This window comes from Mesorhizobium sp. CO1-1-8, assembly GCF_020164875.1.
In the GTDB taxonomy this organism is placed as follows: domain Bacteria; phylum Pseudomonadota; class Alphaproteobacteria; order Rhizobiales; family Rhizobiaceae; genus Mesorhizobium.
Genome location: NZ_JAIUGZ010000016.1, coordinates 93,700 through 107,979 on the forward strand (window position 1 = coordinate 93,700; position 14,280 = coordinate 107,979).

14 protein-coding genes and 1 pseudogene are annotated in these 14,280 nt (G+C 60.7%); 6 read left to right on the plus strand and 9 right to left on the minus strand.

Annotated features, from left to right (window positions below):
• Positions 1-81: 81 nt before the first annotated feature.
• Positions 82-726 (minus strand): GNAT family N-acetyltransferase, encoded by a 645-nt coding sequence (locus tag LB558_RS26520; protein ID WP_224700259.1) that lies wholly within the window; start codon positions 724-726, stop codon positions 82-84.
• 610 nt (positions 727-1,336) lie between these two features.
• Here LB558_RS26520 and LB558_RS26525 point away from each other — a divergent pair.
• The gene (locus LB558_RS26525; protein WP_224700260.1) at positions 1,337-2,308 is read left to right on the plus strand and encodes an SDR family oxidoreductase; all 972 of its coding nucleotides are present in this window, start codon (positions 1,337-1,339) and stop codon (positions 2,306-2,308) included.
• Positions 2,309-2,517: 209 nt separating this feature from the next.
• Here LB558_RS26525 and LB558_RS26530 read toward each other — a convergent pair whose 3' ends face one another.
• Positions 2,518-3,024: a ferritin-like domain-containing protein gene (locus LB558_RS26530; protein WP_224700261.1), complete on the minus strand. Its 507-nt coding sequence runs from the start codon at positions 3,022-3,024 to the stop codon at positions 2,518-2,520.
• Positions 3,025-3,250: 226 nt separating this feature from the next.
• On the opposite strand from LB558_RS26530, the pseudogene LB558_RS26535 reads away from it, so the two are divergent.
• Positions 3,251-4,971 (plus strand): annotated as a pseudogene (locus LB558_RS26535) (HAD-IIB family hydrolase).
• Positions 4,972-4,992: 21 nt separating this feature from the next.
• Here the strand turns inward: LB558_RS26535 and LB558_RS26540 are convergent.
• Genes LB558_RS26540 through LB558_RS26555 form a run of 4 tightly spaced genes read right to left on the minus strand, consistent with a single transcriptional unit; the run spans position 4,993 to position 9,402 of the window.
• Positions 4,993-5,454 carry a RidA family protein gene (locus tag LB558_RS26540; RefSeq protein ID WP_224700262.1) on the minus strand — a complete coding sequence of 154 codons (462 nt, stop codon included), beginning with the start codon at positions 5,452-5,454 and terminating at the stop codon, positions 4,993-4,995.
• 23 nt (positions 5,455-5,477) lie between these two features.
• Entirely contained in the window at positions 5,478-7,757 is a 2,280-nt protein-coding gene (locus tag LB558_RS26545; protein ID WP_224700263.1) for a xanthine dehydrogenase family protein molybdopterin-binding subunit, read from the minus strand.
• A gap of 3 nt (positions 7,758-7,760) precedes the next feature.
• A complete protein-coding gene (locus LB558_RS26550; RefSeq protein WP_224700264.1) occupies positions 7,761-8,783 on the minus strand; it encodes an FAD binding domain-containing protein in 1,023 nt (340 codons plus the stop codon).
• A gap of 1 nt (position 8,784) precedes the next feature.
• Complete coding sequence (locus LB558_RS26555) at positions 8,785-9,402, minus strand: (2Fe-2S)-binding protein (RefSeq protein WP_224700265.1); 618 nt, start codon at positions 9,400-9,402, stop codon at positions 8,785-8,787.
• A gap of 409 nt (positions 9,403-9,811) precedes the next feature.
• On the opposite strand from LB558_RS26555, the gene LB558_RS26560 reads away from it, so the two are divergent.
• Together LB558_RS26560 and LB558_RS26565 are read left to right on the plus strand one after the other, a co-directional pair.
• Positions 9,812-10,129: a hypothetical protein gene (locus tag LB558_RS26560; protein ID WP_013531559.1), complete on the plus strand. Its 318-nt coding sequence runs from the start codon at positions 9,812-9,814 to the stop codon at positions 10,127-10,129.
• Positions 10,130-10,172: 43 nt separating this feature from the next.
• Positions 10,173-10,616: a PPC domain-containing DNA-binding protein gene (locus LB558_RS26565; RefSeq protein WP_224700266.1), complete on the plus strand. Its 444-nt coding sequence runs from the start codon at positions 10,173-10,175 to the stop codon at positions 10,614-10,616.
• A 23-nt stretch (positions 10,617-10,639) separates the two neighbouring features.
• Here LB558_RS26565 and LB558_RS26570 read toward each other — a convergent pair whose 3' ends face one another.
• Positions 10,640-11,914 (minus strand): DUF763 domain-containing protein, encoded by a 1,275-nt coding sequence (locus LB558_RS26570; RefSeq protein ID WP_224700267.1) that lies wholly within the window; start codon positions 11,912-11,914, stop codon positions 10,640-10,642.
• A gap of 100 nt (positions 11,915-12,014) precedes the next feature.
• Entirely contained in the window at positions 12,015-12,623 is a 609-nt protein-coding gene (locus LB558_RS26575; RefSeq protein WP_224700297.1) for a cysteine hydrolase family protein, read from the minus strand.
• Between the two features lie 198 nt (positions 12,624-12,821).
• On the opposite strand from LB558_RS26575, the gene LB558_RS26580 reads away from it, so the two are divergent.
• Both LB558_RS26580 and LB558_RS26585 read left to right on the plus strand, forming a co-directional pair.
• Positions 12,822-13,217: a GFA family protein gene (locus tag LB558_RS26580; protein ID WP_263495419.1), complete on the plus strand. Its 396-nt coding sequence runs from the start codon at positions 12,822-12,824 to the stop codon at positions 13,215-13,217.
• A gap of 24 nt (positions 13,218-13,241) precedes the next feature.
• A complete protein-coding gene (locus LB558_RS26585) occupies positions 13,242-13,673 on the plus strand; it encodes an HD domain-containing protein (protein WP_224700268.1) in 432 nt (143 codons plus the stop codon).
• Positions 13,674-13,702: 29 nt separating this feature from the next.
• On the opposite strand, the gene LB558_RS26590 is transcribed toward LB558_RS26585, so the two are convergent.
• A complete protein-coding gene (locus LB558_RS26590) occupies positions 13,703-14,152 on the minus strand; it encodes a DUF427 domain-containing protein (RefSeq protein WP_318011674.1) in 450 nt (149 codons plus the stop codon).
• Between the last annotated feature and the right edge of the window lie 128 nt (positions 14,153-14,280).

The window sequence follows — 14,280 nt, forward strand, 5'->3', positions numbered from 1 at the left end:
GAAGTTCATCGGCACCGAAGATGCTAAGCCAAGCCGGCTATTCGAAAAAACCATTATAATCATGATGATACGAATAGACCTTCATACGGTCTTCCGGCTCGTTGGTGCAAATATCAGCAGCGTTCCAATCCGTTCGTAGCCCATCCGGGGATAAAGCAATGCCCCGGCGTGGGTCGCAGCCAGCGCCGAGCATCTCGATCCAAAAGCCCGATCGTCGTGCAACATCTTCGAGATCAAAGCCTGGCCAATGCCGCGACGCCGGTGCGACGGCTCGACATACATGCTCGAACACCAGGTGGCTCCCACGGCATCCAGGCTGCGAACGCGCCCAACGATATCGGCGCCATCGACTGCCACATACTGGCGGAACGGCGCGCTGTCGCCGAGCAAATGATCCGGGATCGGCTGCCTGCGGATGATCTTTCCCAACTGCGCCGCCCGTTCGGCTGTCTGCACGCGTTCGATCGAAACAACCGTCGGCCGGCTGGGAATCCGGCGCAATCGGTGGACGAAAAAGCCTTCGGTCCGAAGCAGCCGGTAGCCGAGAGCTTTGTAGGCGGTTCGTGTCGGCCCATCCGGATCCTCGTTCGCGATAACAACGGAAATGGCAAAGCCCGGTCGTGCATGCTGCCGCACGATGGCATCGGCTTCTTGAGCGGCGACGTCATGGACAACCCATTCTTCGCCGCGGTAGTCGCGAGGATTCTTGCGCTCGGCGTCGCGCATCAGCCACAACGGTCCAACGCGGCTGGCCTCGTAAGGAAAGGTGCGGCTCCTGTCGGCGCTGAAGCCATGCACGAACACCTCGATCGCCGCTTCGATCCCGCTGTTTGCCATCTTCATTTCGACAGCCTAGCGTTGGCTATCCGCTCAACGCAATACGCCAGGATTGGATCAAGCCTATGAAAATAAGCGGCAATTTCCAGTTCTTGGCCGATGCGTTAGTTCCATAATATATCTTATGCGACTTTCTGATGTGGTTGGCTGGCTGTATGGATGCGGCGGTCCCCGACTCCACTTTCCAGTTCCTCGGCAAGGAAGTTTGGAGGCTTAAGCCTGGAGACGTCAGGCTTCGAAATATTCGTTCGATATTGGGAGCGCGCAGCTGTACGTTTGGCTCGCCTCCAAGGCGGCGCAGGCAGCGGGCAAGCCCCAGGTACTCGATCCCACCGCAGCGGTGGCTGGCGCGGCTGCATTGCAGCTGAATTGTTGCAACTGGCGACATCGTCGTTACGCATTGCCGAACGCTGGTCGGAATTCTCTCGGCAGTCGATCTTTTTGCGCAAACCTTTTTGCCTGACATGCGTTGTTTCCTCTCCAAGCCAAGGAGACGATCATGCAGATGAAGTCGGAAATAGCCGGCGAAGCGGCCAAGCAGCGCCATATCCAACGTGGCATAGATGCCAAGGACAAGTCGAAAGGCGACGGGAAGCAGCAAGGCGCCATGCAGGCTGGCGCCCGTGAGTATCCCGAGCCCCCCTTCCCTGAGCAACATCAGCCCAAACCGGGGCATGAATGGGCGCTAGAGCCGGAGCCGCTTTACGATGCGCCATACTATCTCGGATCGAAAAAACTCGACCAAAAGGTAGCACTCATCACCGGCGGCGATTCCGGCATCGGCCGCTCGGTGGCGGTGTTGTTCGCCCGCGAGGGCGCCGACGTCGCGATCGTCTATCTGACCGAGGACAAGGATGCTGAAGAAACCAAATCCGCGGTGGAAAAGGAGGGACGACGCTGCATCCTGGTCAAGGCCGATGTCAGCGAACGCAGCCACTGCCACAAGGCGGTCATGGAGACCGTTGAAAAATTCGGCCGCATCGACGTGCTGGTCAACAACGCTGCGTTCCAGATCCATTCCAGCGATTTCGGCGAGCTGACCGAAGAACATTTCGACACGACGCTGAAGACCAATCTTTACGGCTATTTTCATATGGCGCAGGAAGCGGTGCCGCACATGAAACCCGGTTCCGCGATCATCAACACCGGTTCGGTAACCGGTATCGACGGTTCAAAACAACTGGTCGACTATTCAATGACCAAGGGTGGCATCCATGCCTTCACGCGGGCTCTGTCGGGCAATCTCATCGGCAAGGGCATAAGGGTGAATGCGGTAGCACCGGGTCCGGTGTGGACGCCGCTCAATCCGTCCGACAAGGAAGCCGATGACGTCTCGAAATTCGGCGCGGACACGCCAATGAAACGACCCGCACAACCGGAAGAACTCGCGCCGGCCTATGTGTTCCTCGCCTCACCGCATTGCTCGAGCTACATCACCGGCGAGATCTTGCCCGTCGTCGGAGGGTACTGAGGATGGGCCGTCTGCTTTTCATGGTGGCACTCGCTTGTGTGGCGTACCGCATCTACGCTGAAACTGCAGGATCTACTCGGCATGTGCCGCAGGATGACGGTGAGGCGCTGCGCAAACAATCGGCGGCCCTGGGCGTCGACCCGTCTCGCTGACGGAGCGGAAACCTAGGCATCCGGCCGGCGGAGTTACCAGCCGGCCGGATGGCAGCCTTATTCCGCTGCCTGCAGGTTGATCTTGCTTTCCGCCATTTCGGTGAGCTTGCGATCGGTCACCTGTTCTTCCTTCAGGTTCTTGGCCAGCACATTGGCGCAGTCGGTGCGGCCAAGCTGCTTGGCCCAGGCGATGAGCGTGCCGTAGCGGGTCATCTCGTAGTGTTCGACAGCCTGCGCCGAAGCAATCAGCGCCGCGTCGAGAACCTCCTTGTCATCGACGTCACCGCTCACATCATCGGCCTCCTCGAGAATGCCGTCGATTGCCGGACAGTTGACCTCCTTGGCCTTGACGCCATGCAACTCAAACACCTGTTCGACGCGCTCGATATGGCCTCTCGTCTGATCGAGGTGTTTTTCAAATCCGGCTTTCAATTGCGGGTCGGTTGCCTTGTCGATCATCTTCGGCAGTGCCTTCTCGATCTGCTTTTCGGCGTAATAGATGTCGCGCAGCGTGTGCACGAAGAGATCGTCGAGTGTCTTGATGTCCTTCGAAAAGAAGCCCATGGCCTTACCTTTCATTGCACCTGGTGTGGATTTCGGCGACGGGCTTTGCGCGCCGCAGGCCGGGACGGTTCCCGGCTTGTCTGGTCAACGTGCCGGCACCGAAGGAGTTCCTGATTCCGAGGGCGAACCCTCCCCTTCTCCAAGATCTGCGACCCGGTCGTTGGGGAGCCTTTGCCTCGATCACACGTTCTAGCCGCAGAGCAACCGGAACGAGAAGGTTGGCGGAATGTATTTCATTGCATTGGCGACAGACTATGACGGCACGCTGGCTCATGATGGGATCGTCGCCAAGAAGACGCTCGTCGCGCTTGAGCGATTCAGGAAAAGCGGCCGCAAGCTGGTCCTCGTCACGGGCGTGAACTGCCCGATCTCAAGCGCGTCTTTCCCGAGCTTAGCCTCTTCGACAAAGTCGTCGCTGAGAATGGCGCGATGATCTACACGCCGGCCAGCGAGGAAGAACGGGTGATCGCCCCATCGCCCGAGCCTAAATTCGTCGCCAGATTGAAGAGGCAGGGCGTCAAGCCGCTTTCGGTCGGGCGATCGATCGTCGCGACCTGGGAACCCCATCAGGCGACCGTGCTCGAGGTCATCAAGAAGATGGGTCTCGAACTGGAAATCATCTTCAACAAGGGCGCGGTGATGATCCTGCCAAGCGGCATCAACAAAGCCACCGGGCTCGCTGCGGCCCTTCAGGATCTTCGACTTTCGCCGCACAACGTCGTCGGCGTCGGCGACGCCGAGAACGACCACGCGTTCCTGCAAGCCTGTGGCTGCAGCGCCGCCGTCGACAATGCAATTCCGGCGGTCAAGGATACAGCCAACCTGGTCATGCGTGGCGCCCGCGGCAAAGGCGTGGAGCAACTCATCGCAAAGCTGATAAAGCGTGATCACGCGATAGTGCCGAAGCGCCATGACGGCATCGTTCTTGGATCATCTGGCGGCGGTGACATCTTCCTGTCGCCGAGTGATACGATCCTCATTGCCGGAAGTTCCGGCATCGGCAAATCCACCTTGGCCACCGCGCTGACGGAACGCTTCGTCGAAAGCGGCTTTCAGTTTTGTGTGTTTGATCCTGAGGGCGACTATGACGGCCTCGAAGGCGCCGTCCGCCTGGGAGACGGCTCGAGCGCGCCGACAAAGGCGCAGGTGCTGGATCTGATCGCCAAGGCCGACAGCAACATTGTCGTCAATGGACTGGCGCTGCGCGTCGACGAGAGGCCGGATTTCTTTGCCGACCTGCTGCCTGGGCTCAGCAGTTTCCGCCGGCGCACCGCGAGACCGCACTGGCTCGTCATCGATGAAGCGCATCATCTTCTGCCCAAGCGGCGCGATGACACGCGGGCGGTCTTGTCATTGGAATTGCCGGGCACAATCCTGATCACCGTTCACCCCGAGGCGATCTCGACAGACGCCTTGCGCCTTGTGACAGCCATCATTGCGCTTGGCCCCAAGGCGAAGGACGTGGTGAAGGTCTTCTGCAAGGAGACTGGCATTGAGCCGCCAAAGGACATCCCCAGCCCCAAGGGCGCGCGCGTGCTGTTCTGGCGGCCGCAGGCAGGCAAGAAAGTCAAGACGGTCAAGGTGGTCGAACCACGTCAGTCACTCAAGCGGCACAGCCGGAAATATGCCGAAGGCCAGCTCGACGAATCTGGCAGCTTCTATTTCCATGGCCCTAACAATGCGATGAATCTCAGGGCTCACAATCTGATGATCTTCGCTCAGATCGCCGAGGGCATAGACGACAAGACCTGGGAGTTTCATTTGCGCACCGGCGACTATTCCAAATGGTTTCGACATCAGATCAGGGACAAGGACCTGGCGCGCGAAACCGCCGAGGCGGAAGAGGACAAGACCCTGTCGGCGGAAGAGAGCCGCAAGCGGGTGCTTGATGCTGTGCGCCGCCGTTACACGGCTCCCGCCACAGCCCCGGAGAGCCAAGGCAACTAAGCTGTCACGCGAAAACTTTTTTCAGTCAGGCAACGCCGCCACCGCGACAATTTCAACGACGATGTCGGCTTGCGCAAGCGCTGCAACCCCGATCACCTCCGAGGGCGGCGGGTTGTTATAGCTGCAGTGCTTCGGGCAATGCTCGGCAAAGAACTCGTCCAGCACGTCGAGACGAAAATTGGGTGAACTCAGAACGCCGCCATCGGGAAATGGCCCCTGGATGAAGAAGGTCAGCCGGATGAGGTAGTCGACGCACTGCCGAGTTCTTCCAGATCTGATTTGATGTTCGCCAGAATTGCGCGCCACTGTGCCGCCGCATCGCCAGTGAAGCCCCCTCCTCTCTTTACGGCAGGATCGTAATTTTCGGCGGTTGCCGTATTTCCGCAAAGGTAAGACAAATCCCTTTGCTCCGGTGACGACCCTGCCTTTTCCCCACGGCATCAACCTGCCGTTTTTGAATTTCCTATGGGTTACGAGTTCCATGCTCCGTCCAGAACTCTTGATCGTCAGTCTATCAAATGGTCTATTCTGATCGGCAGATCGCGAATGCGCTTGCCGGTGGCATGATAGACGGCACTCGCCACGGCAGCAGCCGTTCCGACATTGCCGAGTTCGCCCAAGCCCTTGACGCCAGCAGGATTGACCTGATGGTCGATTTCGGGGACCAGGATAACGTCGACCTGTTTGATGTCGGCGTTGACCGGCACGAGATAGTCCTGCAGGTCGCGATTGATGTAGCGCGCGTATCGCTGATCGATTTCCGTCGCCTCGTGCAACGCCTGGCCGATGCCCCAGATCATGCCACCCATCAGCTGGCTGCGCGCGGTGCGCGTGTTCATGATGCGCCCGGCAGCGAAGGCTCCGACGATGCGCGGCACCCGAATTTCGCGTGTATAGCTGTTGATGCGCACTTCGACGAACTCGGCGCCAAAGGCATATTTGACCGAATCTTCGTCGTTCTCTCCACCATGAAACTCAGACTGTCCGGCATAGAGTTTCCTCAGGGCTTCAGGCGAAGAACCCTTCGGCGCAAACTCGGCATATTCTTCGAGGGCGCCGACCTGCATAGCCTTGAAGACATCGGCCAGCTTTGCGGATTTGCCGGTCTCGGTGACGACCTCTTCGTCCTTCAAGTCCAGCTTCGCATTGCCCGAACCAGCCAGCGGAGCTCCCCTGCCCGCAGCGGCGGCGAAGAGCTTTTCGCGTATCGCGTCGCAGGCTTTCATGACCGCCGAGCAGACACTGGCGGTCGAGATCGATCCGCCCGACACGGGAGCCGGCGGCAAGGCACTGTCGCCCATCTCGACGTTGATCTTGTCCATGCCGACCCCCAGCCTTTCGGCCGCCATCTGGCCGGCGATGGTGCGAACGCCGGTGCCGATTTCATGCGAGCCGCACTGAACCCGGACCTCGCCATCGGCGGTGAGACGAACCCTGGCCGCGCAAGGTGCGGCGGCAGTCGGATAGATTGCCGTCGCACAGCCCATCCCGACCAGCCAATCGCCGTCGCGCATCGAGCCGATCCTGGGGTCGCGCTTCGACCAGCCGAAGGCATCCGACGCCTGGTCGTAGCACTTGATGAGTGAGCGGCTGGAAAATGGCTTGCCTCCGATCGGCTCCTTCTCCGGTTCATTGACGCGACGAAACTCGACAGGATCCATGCCGAGGGCCACGGCCATTTCGTCCATGGCGTTTTCCAGCGCGTAGACATAAGGCGTCTCCGGCGGCGATCGCATATAGCCAGGCGTGTTGCGATCGGCATGAACCAGCGAAACACGCGTCAGAACGGAGCCGTAATCGTACATGCGCGCGGTGGCGGACGTGCCGCCGACGACATAAGGATCAGGCCGTGACGTCACCTCCCAGGCCTCATGTCCGAACGCCGTGATGCGGCCGTCCTTGCCGGCGCCCATGCGGATCCGATGCCGCGTTTCGGCTCGATAGGTCTGCGTACCGAAGGCTTGCATGCGATTGACGACGCAGCGAACCGGCCGGCCGATCCGCCGCGCCGCGACGGCAACGATCGCAGTGCGTGCCGTCATCGGCCCCTTGGAGCCGAAGGCGCCGCCGATATAGGGGCTGACGATCCGCACATTGGCCGGATCGAGCTTCAATTGGCGTGCCAGTTCCACCTTCCAGCCCGTAACATTCTGGCTGGGCTCGTGTATCGTCAACTGGTCGCCCTGCCATATGGCCGTGGTCGAAAACAGCTCGATCGGATTGTGATGCTGGGTCGGCGTCGAATATTTTTCGTCGATCTTCACCGTCGCATCCGCCCAGGCGGCGTCGAAGTCACCGGCCTTCGCATCCTCCTTGAACATAGGGCTTTTGCCGGCAGCCGGTTCCATCTTCACACCCTTGGAATCAAAGCTGGCGCTGGGCCGTTCGTTCTCGTAGTCGGCACGGATCAACATCGCTGCTTCCTCCGCCGCCTCGAAGGTTTCGGCGACCACCAGAGCGATGATCTGACCGTCGTGAAAAACCGTCTTGTCGTGCAGGGGCCCGATCGAACTTGCGCCGGTTTTGCCGAATTTCGGCGTATCGGTCTTGTCCATATCGCCATAGGTGACGATGTCCAGCACACCGGGTACGGCCCTGGCGTCTTTCGTGTGAAGTTCCGAAACTTTGCCCCGGGCAATGCTGCTGGTGGCAAGGGCACCGTAGGCGACGTTGGCCGTGACTATGTCAGCGGGATAGTCGGCCTGTCCGGTAACTTTTAGCCGGCCATCAATGCGGACAACCGGGTCGCCCTGGTTTTCCCTTGGAGCGGGTGCAGCTTGGTTCATGGCTCAGCCCTTCATATCCCGGGTTTCGAGCAGCGCCCGCACCAGCGTGCGCTTGCCGAGAGGTATCTTGAATGCGTTATGCTCGCGCGGCCTGGCATCGGCGAAAGCAGCCTCGGCAGCCTCTTGCGCCGCAGCTTCGTCAAGCACTTTACCCTGTAGCGCGTCCTCTGCTTCGCGCGCACGCCACGGCACCGTCGCCACACCACCAAGCGCAATGCGCGCACTCCTTACCGTCTCGCCATCCATGTCGAGCGCGACAGCCGCGGACGCCAGCGCAAACGCGTAGGATTCGCGATCGCGTATCTTCAGATAGCGCGACCGGCTGCTCCACCGTGCGAGCGGCACTTCGATGGCGGTTATGAGCTCGTCGGCGGCAAGATCCGTCTCGATGTCGGGCGTTTCGCCCGGCCGTTTGTGCAGCTTGGCAAAAGCAAGCGTGCGCCTTCCCCGCGGGCCTTCGACATCGACGGTGGCATCCAGCGCAACCAGCGCCTGCGCGAAGTCACCGTGATATGTGGCGATGCAGGCATCGCTCGTACCCAGCACTGCATGCTGGCGATTGGACCCTTCCATCGCAGCGCAGCCGGAGCCCGGGTCGCGCTTGTTGCACGGCCAAGAAATCTCCCGAAAATATTCGCAGCGCGTACGTTGCAGCACATTGCCGCCCAGGCTCGCCATGTTGCGAAGCTGACCGCTGGCGGCGAATTTCAGGCTGTCGGCAAGGACTGGGCAACGCCGCCTGACATCACTGTTGTCGGCAGCTTCACCCATGCGGACCAGTGCACCAAACCGGATCGTGTCATCGTCAATCCTGATCTGCCGCAAGGCCGGCTCGGCAAGAGTGTTGAGGTCGAGCAGTCGCTCCGGCCGCGCGACACCGAGCTTCATGTAGTCGGCCAGATTGGTGCCGCCGGCGACGAACTGCGTGCTGGCGCCGGTTGGCGGAACACGCACGGCATCGGGACCGGACGCCATGGCGATTGCCGCGGAGACGCTGGTTGGTCTCTCATATACGAAGGGGCGCATCCTAAGCCCTCCTGATCTCGTCGCGTGCCTGAACGATCGCCGCAACAATGTTGGGATAGGCCGCGCAGCGACATATATTGCCGCTCATATATTCGCGAATATCGTCTTCCGACCCAGCATGGCCTTCGTTGATGCAACCGATGGCGGACATGATCTGACCCGGTGTGCAATAACCGCATTGAAAGGCATCGTGGTCGATGAAGGCCTGCTGAACCGGATGCAGGTCCCCGTCCGTCGAAGCCAGCCCTTCCACCGTTGTGATCTCCCGCCCCTGGTTCATGACGGCAAAGCTCAAGCAGGACAGTACCCGCTTCCCGTCGATCAGAACCGTGCAGGCGCCGCACTGACCGTGATCGCAACCTTTCTTGGTGCCCGTCAGGCCGACATGGTCGCGCAGAGCGTCAAGCAGGCTGGTTCGATTGTCGAGCGCGAGATTGTAGGTCTGCTTGTTGATACGCATTGAAACCGCCGACAAGTCGCGCGGGTCGGCTGGTTTTGCGGGCGCTGGCCGGGCAGCTCTCGTCGGGGAATTCACAAGCGGCATCACCGCCGCCGCAGAAACAGAGGCCGTCATGAACATGCGTCTGCTCAGGCCACGGGACATCTTGGCATCGGACATGGCTGGCTCCGGGTGGCTGGGTCTCAAGCGGCCCAAACCAATCGCGGAGGACAAAGTTCCCTCCTCACGAGCCCGTGATCCGTGGCGGGATCGATTTAACCGGAACCTCACCTGCCGAGCGATGGTTGTGTGCCAGGAGCATCGGACGGTGACGATGGACCTATGTTCTCTGCGGAGCAGCCGAGGTCGGTCGTGATCCTGGCCATCGTGGTCAGGTTGGCAATCGGCTGAACCAATTTCCCTCCCCTTGCTGCTGCGCTCTCCCCGGCCCGAAATGAGTTAGCTTGCGCCGTGCGGCGGTGTTTGGCGATGCCCCGCGATGCGGCATTGGCTACGCGAACTTCTGTTGGAACCAGCGCCTCGAGTCGACGTTCCGCCCTTATTCAACAGGAGGAAAGGAGAATAGGCCATGCCACGAGGCGACAAATCGAAATACACTGACAAGCAGGAGCGTAAAGCCGATCATATAGCCGAAGGCTATGAGAAGCGCGGGGTTTCCGACAAGGAGGCAGAGCGGCGTGCATGGGCAACCGTCAACAAGGACGATGGCGGTGGCAAGAAGGAAGGCGGTTCCGGCCGCGGCAAACACACGGGTCATCCCGCGGCGCACAAAGGCGGCAAAAGCGGCGGCAAGGCGTCGGCATCACGGTCTGCCGCGAGCCGATCGGAATCGGCAAAGAAAGCTGCAGCGACCCGCAAGCGCAACGCGGAACACCGCGCCCATTGATCTGGTGACGGCACTCAATGGGCCGAAGGATGGAAGCACAGGGATGAAATCGCAGCTCGTCAACGAGATCGGCGGACAAAGGACATTTGTCGTGGTGCTCGACGCGGGCGAAGAAGCGTTCGCGGCCCTGACCGCTTTCGCCATCGAGCAGAAGATCGGCAGCGCGTCCCTGACCGCCATAGGGGCTTTCGAGAAAGCCACCGTGGGCTGGTTTGATCCGGACGCGAAGACCTACCTCAAAATCCCTGTCGACGAACAGTGCGAGGTTCTGAGCGCGATCGGCGATGTCGCACTGGGAGACGACGACAAGCCTAGCCTGCACGTCCATGCGGTGCTTGGATTGAGCGATGGTACCACCCGGGGCGGACATCTGCTTGACGGCATCGTTCGGCCAACACTCGAAATCACCTTGGTGGAAGCGCCCGGCCATCTGCGCCGCAGCAAGCGCCCGGACCTCGGTGTCGCGCTGATCGACCTGGACGATTGATCTACAGCCGCTCTAACTCGTTCTCACGCTTTCTTGCTCGGCTCAGCAGGTGCTGTGTCCGGCGCCGCTTCCCAACCGAACACGCTGCGCCCGCCAAGCAGATGCGACTGGTCGAATTCTCCCGCGACAATTTCCTTCAGGCTGGGGCCGGTCACGTATCGTTCGACTTGCCGCGACTGATCGTCGAGCCGCCTCAAGGCACCGATTTCTTCATCGCGACCGAGTTTTGCCTTCTGCATGGCCGACTTCAGTACCCCAATCGTCTCATCATAGACCTTCAGCGGTACCGGAAATGGATGCCTGTCCTTGCCGCCATGCGCCAGCGAGAAGCGGCCGGGATCGGAAAAACGGCAAGGCGCGCCATGCACCACCTCCGCAACGAGGGCCAGCGCACGCACCGTGCGCGCGCCGACGCCAGGAACCAGAAGGAGTTCGGCGAAATCGGCAGGACCGCGGTCCGCGGCGGCTGCGATATTGCCGTGAAGACGATGCATGACCACATCGCATTCGCGAACGTCATGGTGGGCCGGCATGACCAAATGCGGGAGCAGCGGCTGCTCCGGCTCCTGCCGGCGCTTCGGCTCTGCGCCACGCTCCAATGCTGCAAACTCGCTCAGGATGCGATCGGGTCCGAGGTCCCGCAAAAGGTTCAGTTGCCCTTGGCGCGACGCGTCGGCGCGCCTGTCGGTCAGGTTGACGATCTCACCTTGATGGGCGCCTTCGATGGCGGCATGCGGCTGGTCGACAAAACTCTTGAGGCCCTCGGAGAGCCAATGGTAGCGGCGCGCTACCTTGCTGTCACCGTTCATGCCTTGCTGCACCACGACCCAGCGACCGTCATCTGTGACGATGAAACCATGCAGGTAAAGATCGAAACCGTCCTGGACTGCGGCGCTGTCGACCTTGGCGACAAGCCGGCTGACGGTGGCCAGGCCCGCTCCGTCGAAGCCGACGCGTTGGCCGATGACCTCCAGCTCATGCGGGGTTTTGCGCGAATGCGCGCCGCGACCACCGCAGACATGAATGCCGAGCTCGCCGGAAAGCGGTGTGAGGCCACGCTTCAAAGCGCCCACGACACTGGTCGTGATCCCCGACGAGTGCCAATCCATGCCCATGACAGCACCAAAGGACTGGAACCAGAACGGATGCGCCAGCCGCCGCAGCAGCTCGTCTCGACCATAGTGATGAACGATCGCCTCGCACATCACGGCGCCAAGACGCGTCATGCGGTCGCCGAGCCATTTTGGCACGCGCCCGCCATGGAGTGGAAGATCAGCACTTCCCGATCGTTGCGTCACGTCTGCTGCCTGTTCTGGTGTCCGTCATTCTCTTACAGATAGGCAGCCCAACGGCGCAAGGAAGCATGGACACTTCCCGCCCGAGCTGGGTTATCGGACGTCAAGTCCAGTTCGAGAGAACCGTTTCCATCTCAACCGTCTCGACCTGCTGCGCGAAACGTTGGTGGTAAACGGTCAGCAGTGCGTCATGAGTTGCGTCGGAAGAACTGCATAGCGCGTCCGTTACGAGAACCACGCGATAGCCGAAATCGATGGCCCCTAGCACCGTGGCGAGAACGCAAACATCCGTTTCGCCGCCGGTGATGACCAACGTATCGATCCCGCGTTCCACCAGAAGGGCTCTGAGGCGCCCTTCGAACCAGGGCGAGTAGATGTGCTTGTCGATGATCGCCGCGGGCGGGCAGTAGCCGGCTAAAGACGGCAACAGTTCGGTCATTTCGGGCCCGATCTTCTCGATCGTCAGTGAAGCCCAGCGCTCATAATAGCGCTTCCATGTGCCGACGCCCTGCCCCGGCTTCCCGGCCGGCAGGAAGCGTGTAAAGACCGTATGTGGCGCACGTCTTTCGACCAGCCTCTCGATCTGCGGGAGAACCCGGGTGATCCAGGGTGTTGCCCATGGGGACGGCTCGGCAAACAGCCGCTGCATATCCACGCAGACATGCATGCAACGATCGCCCAGGGGACCGTATGCCAGCCCCGGCATCGACATCAGTGCGTCTCCAACCGGCCATGCATTCCCAGCCTCCTCACTGCCAGCAAAAACACGCAACGCCGCGCGCAAGCACTGGTTCCTGAGACAGCCACAGGAACCGACGCAAATGGCTGGCGTTTCCGCTGAGATGAATGGAGGTGCTCGCATGAGACCGCGCGAGAGGCGTTGGAGCCGCAAGTCAGCCGGAGCCCCAAAATGGAGCTGAGCGGAGGATGTCTCTGCGGCACGATCCGCTTCCGCGTTGGAAGCGAACCGCGAGTGCATTACTGCCATTGTGATATGTGCCGGCGAGCGACCGGCAGTGCGTTCGCGGTTCTGGCCTGGGTGCCTTCCCAAAGCGTGACCTGGACCAATGCGACGCCGACCTATCGCAGGTCATCGCCGATTGCCCGCAGGGGGTTCTGCTCCACCTGCGGGTCGCCGCTCAGCCTTGCCTATGACGCATCGCCCGGAGAGATCGCGCTGCATGTCGGAACGTTCGACGATCCGGCTCAACTGGAACCGCGCTACAACTATGGATCGAGGCAGCGACTTGGCTGGGTTTGCTGCGGAATAGACCTGCCGCACCACGACACCGAGGAGCGATGGTGAAACCATGTCTGAAGGGCAAGCCAGATGAGCATGTTTTATCGGGCGGCCAAGATTGCCGAAGAGGTCCACGCAGCACAGCGCGACAAGACCGGGCGACCCTATATCGAGCACTGCCGCCGTGTCGTTGACGCGGTCGAAACCAAGGACCAGAAGGTCGTCGCCTATCTCCATGACGTCCTGGAAAAGGGCGAAGGCTGGAACCGGACCCGGTTGGACGAGGCCGGTTTCGGCCCAACGATCGTTTCGGCCGTCGACGCCATGTCGCGCAGGGACGGCGAGGATTACTTCGCTTTCGTGCGACGAGCGGCATCAAATCCATTGGCGCTGCCGGTCAAGCGCGCGGATTTGGCGGACAATATCTGGCAGGCACGACAGGTCGGGGCATCGACTGCCAAATACGAGGAGGCACTACGCATCCTTGATGACGAGTTTCCGCGCCGTCAGCAGCAGCCTTGAATCAGCTCGCCCCGGCGCGAACGGGATTTCTAGTCCGGGACGTGGGGCGTGTGCCGTCTGTCTTCCGCGGGCTCAGCATCGATGCGCGCTTTTTCCGGATCGAATGCGCCATGCCGTGCAATGGCCCGCGCCGCGGTTTCAGGCGTCTCGTATGCCCACATGAAATCGTCAGCCGAGCTGCCCACGGCATGGACGCGCCAGTAGCTAGCGGTACCTTTCAAAGCGGAGCGGCTGGTGGTGTTCGTCTTTTCGAAAAGGTCGAAATAGATGTCTTCGAAAGGGATGTAGAACACGGGCTCATGTCCTTCTTCCTGAAGCACTTTCGCCCGTTCCGTGGCAGCGACTATGGCGTCGGAAAATCGTACCGTCACCGTCCCCGCATACGGTTCTATGGCCAATTGGCCAGCATGGTGTGTCGAGACTGCGCCTGAAGCTTGCATCCAAATTCTCCCTGGCTGCCGATGATTGCGAGACCGCATTTCGGTTTGTCATGCATGGAGACGAAATGCGCGGCGATGCGTCAGGTTCCGGCTTCAGCGCTTGCCATGGCTATCGAGAACGCAGCCAACATTCGCGAAACCTTTTCAGATGCCTCACGCGTCGGAAG

What these genes read in the sequence shown, in the direction of transcription:
- LB558_RS26560 (WP_013531559.1), top strand. Translation starts at nt 9,812, where the DNA reads ATGCCACGAGGCGACAAATCGAAATACACTGACAAGCAGGAGCGTAAA.
- LB558_RS26550 (WP_224700264.1), bottom strand. Translation starts at nt 8,783, where the DNA reads ATGCGCCCCTTCGTATATGAGAGACCAACCAGCGTCTCCGCGGCAATC.
- LB558_RS26575 (WP_224700297.1), bottom strand. Translation starts at nt 12,623, where the DNA reads ATGTCGATGCCGGGGCTGGCATACGGTCCCCTGGGCGATCGTTGCATG.
- LB558_RS26580 (WP_263495419.1), top strand. Translation starts at nt 12,822, where the DNA reads ATGGAGCTGAGCGGAGGATGTCTCTGCGGCACGATCCGCTTCCGCGTT.
- LB558_RS26545 (WP_224700263.1), bottom strand. Translation starts at nt 7,757, where the DNA reads ATGAACCAAGCTGCACCCGCTCCAAGGGAAAACCAGGGCGACCCGGTT.
- LB558_RS26585 (WP_224700268.1), top strand. Translation starts at nt 13,242, where the DNA reads ATGAGCATGTTTTATCGGGCGGCCAAGATTGCCGAAGAGGTCCACGCA.
- LB558_RS26525 (WP_224700260.1), top strand. Translation starts at nt 1,337, where the DNA reads ATGCAGATGAAGTCGGAAATAGCCGGCGAAGCGGCCAAGCAGCGCCAT.
- LB558_RS26555 (WP_224700265.1), bottom strand. Translation starts at nt 9,402, where the DNA reads ATGTCCGATGCCAAGATGTCCCGTGGCCTGAGCAGACGCATGTTCATG.
- LB558_RS26565 (WP_224700266.1), top strand. Translation starts at nt 10,173, where the DNA reads ATGAAATCGCAGCTCGTCAACGAGATCGGCGGACAAAGGACATTTGTC.
- LB558_RS26520 (WP_224700259.1), bottom strand. Translation starts at nt 726, where the DNA reads ATGCGCGACGCCGAGCGCAAGAATCCTCGCGACTACCGCGGCGAAGAA.
- LB558_RS26540 (WP_224700262.1), bottom strand. Translation starts at nt 5,454, where the DNA reads ATGGAACTCGTAACCCATAGGAAATTCAAAAACGGCAGGTTGATGCCG.
- LB558_RS26590 (WP_318011674.1), bottom strand. Translation starts at nt 14,152, where the DNA reads ATGCGGTCTCGCAATCATCGGCAGCCAGGGAGAATTTGGATGCAAGCT.
- LB558_RS26530 (WP_224700261.1), bottom strand. Translation starts at nt 3,024, where the DNA reads ATGGGCTTCTTTTCGAAGGACATCAAGACACTCGACGATCTCTTCGTG.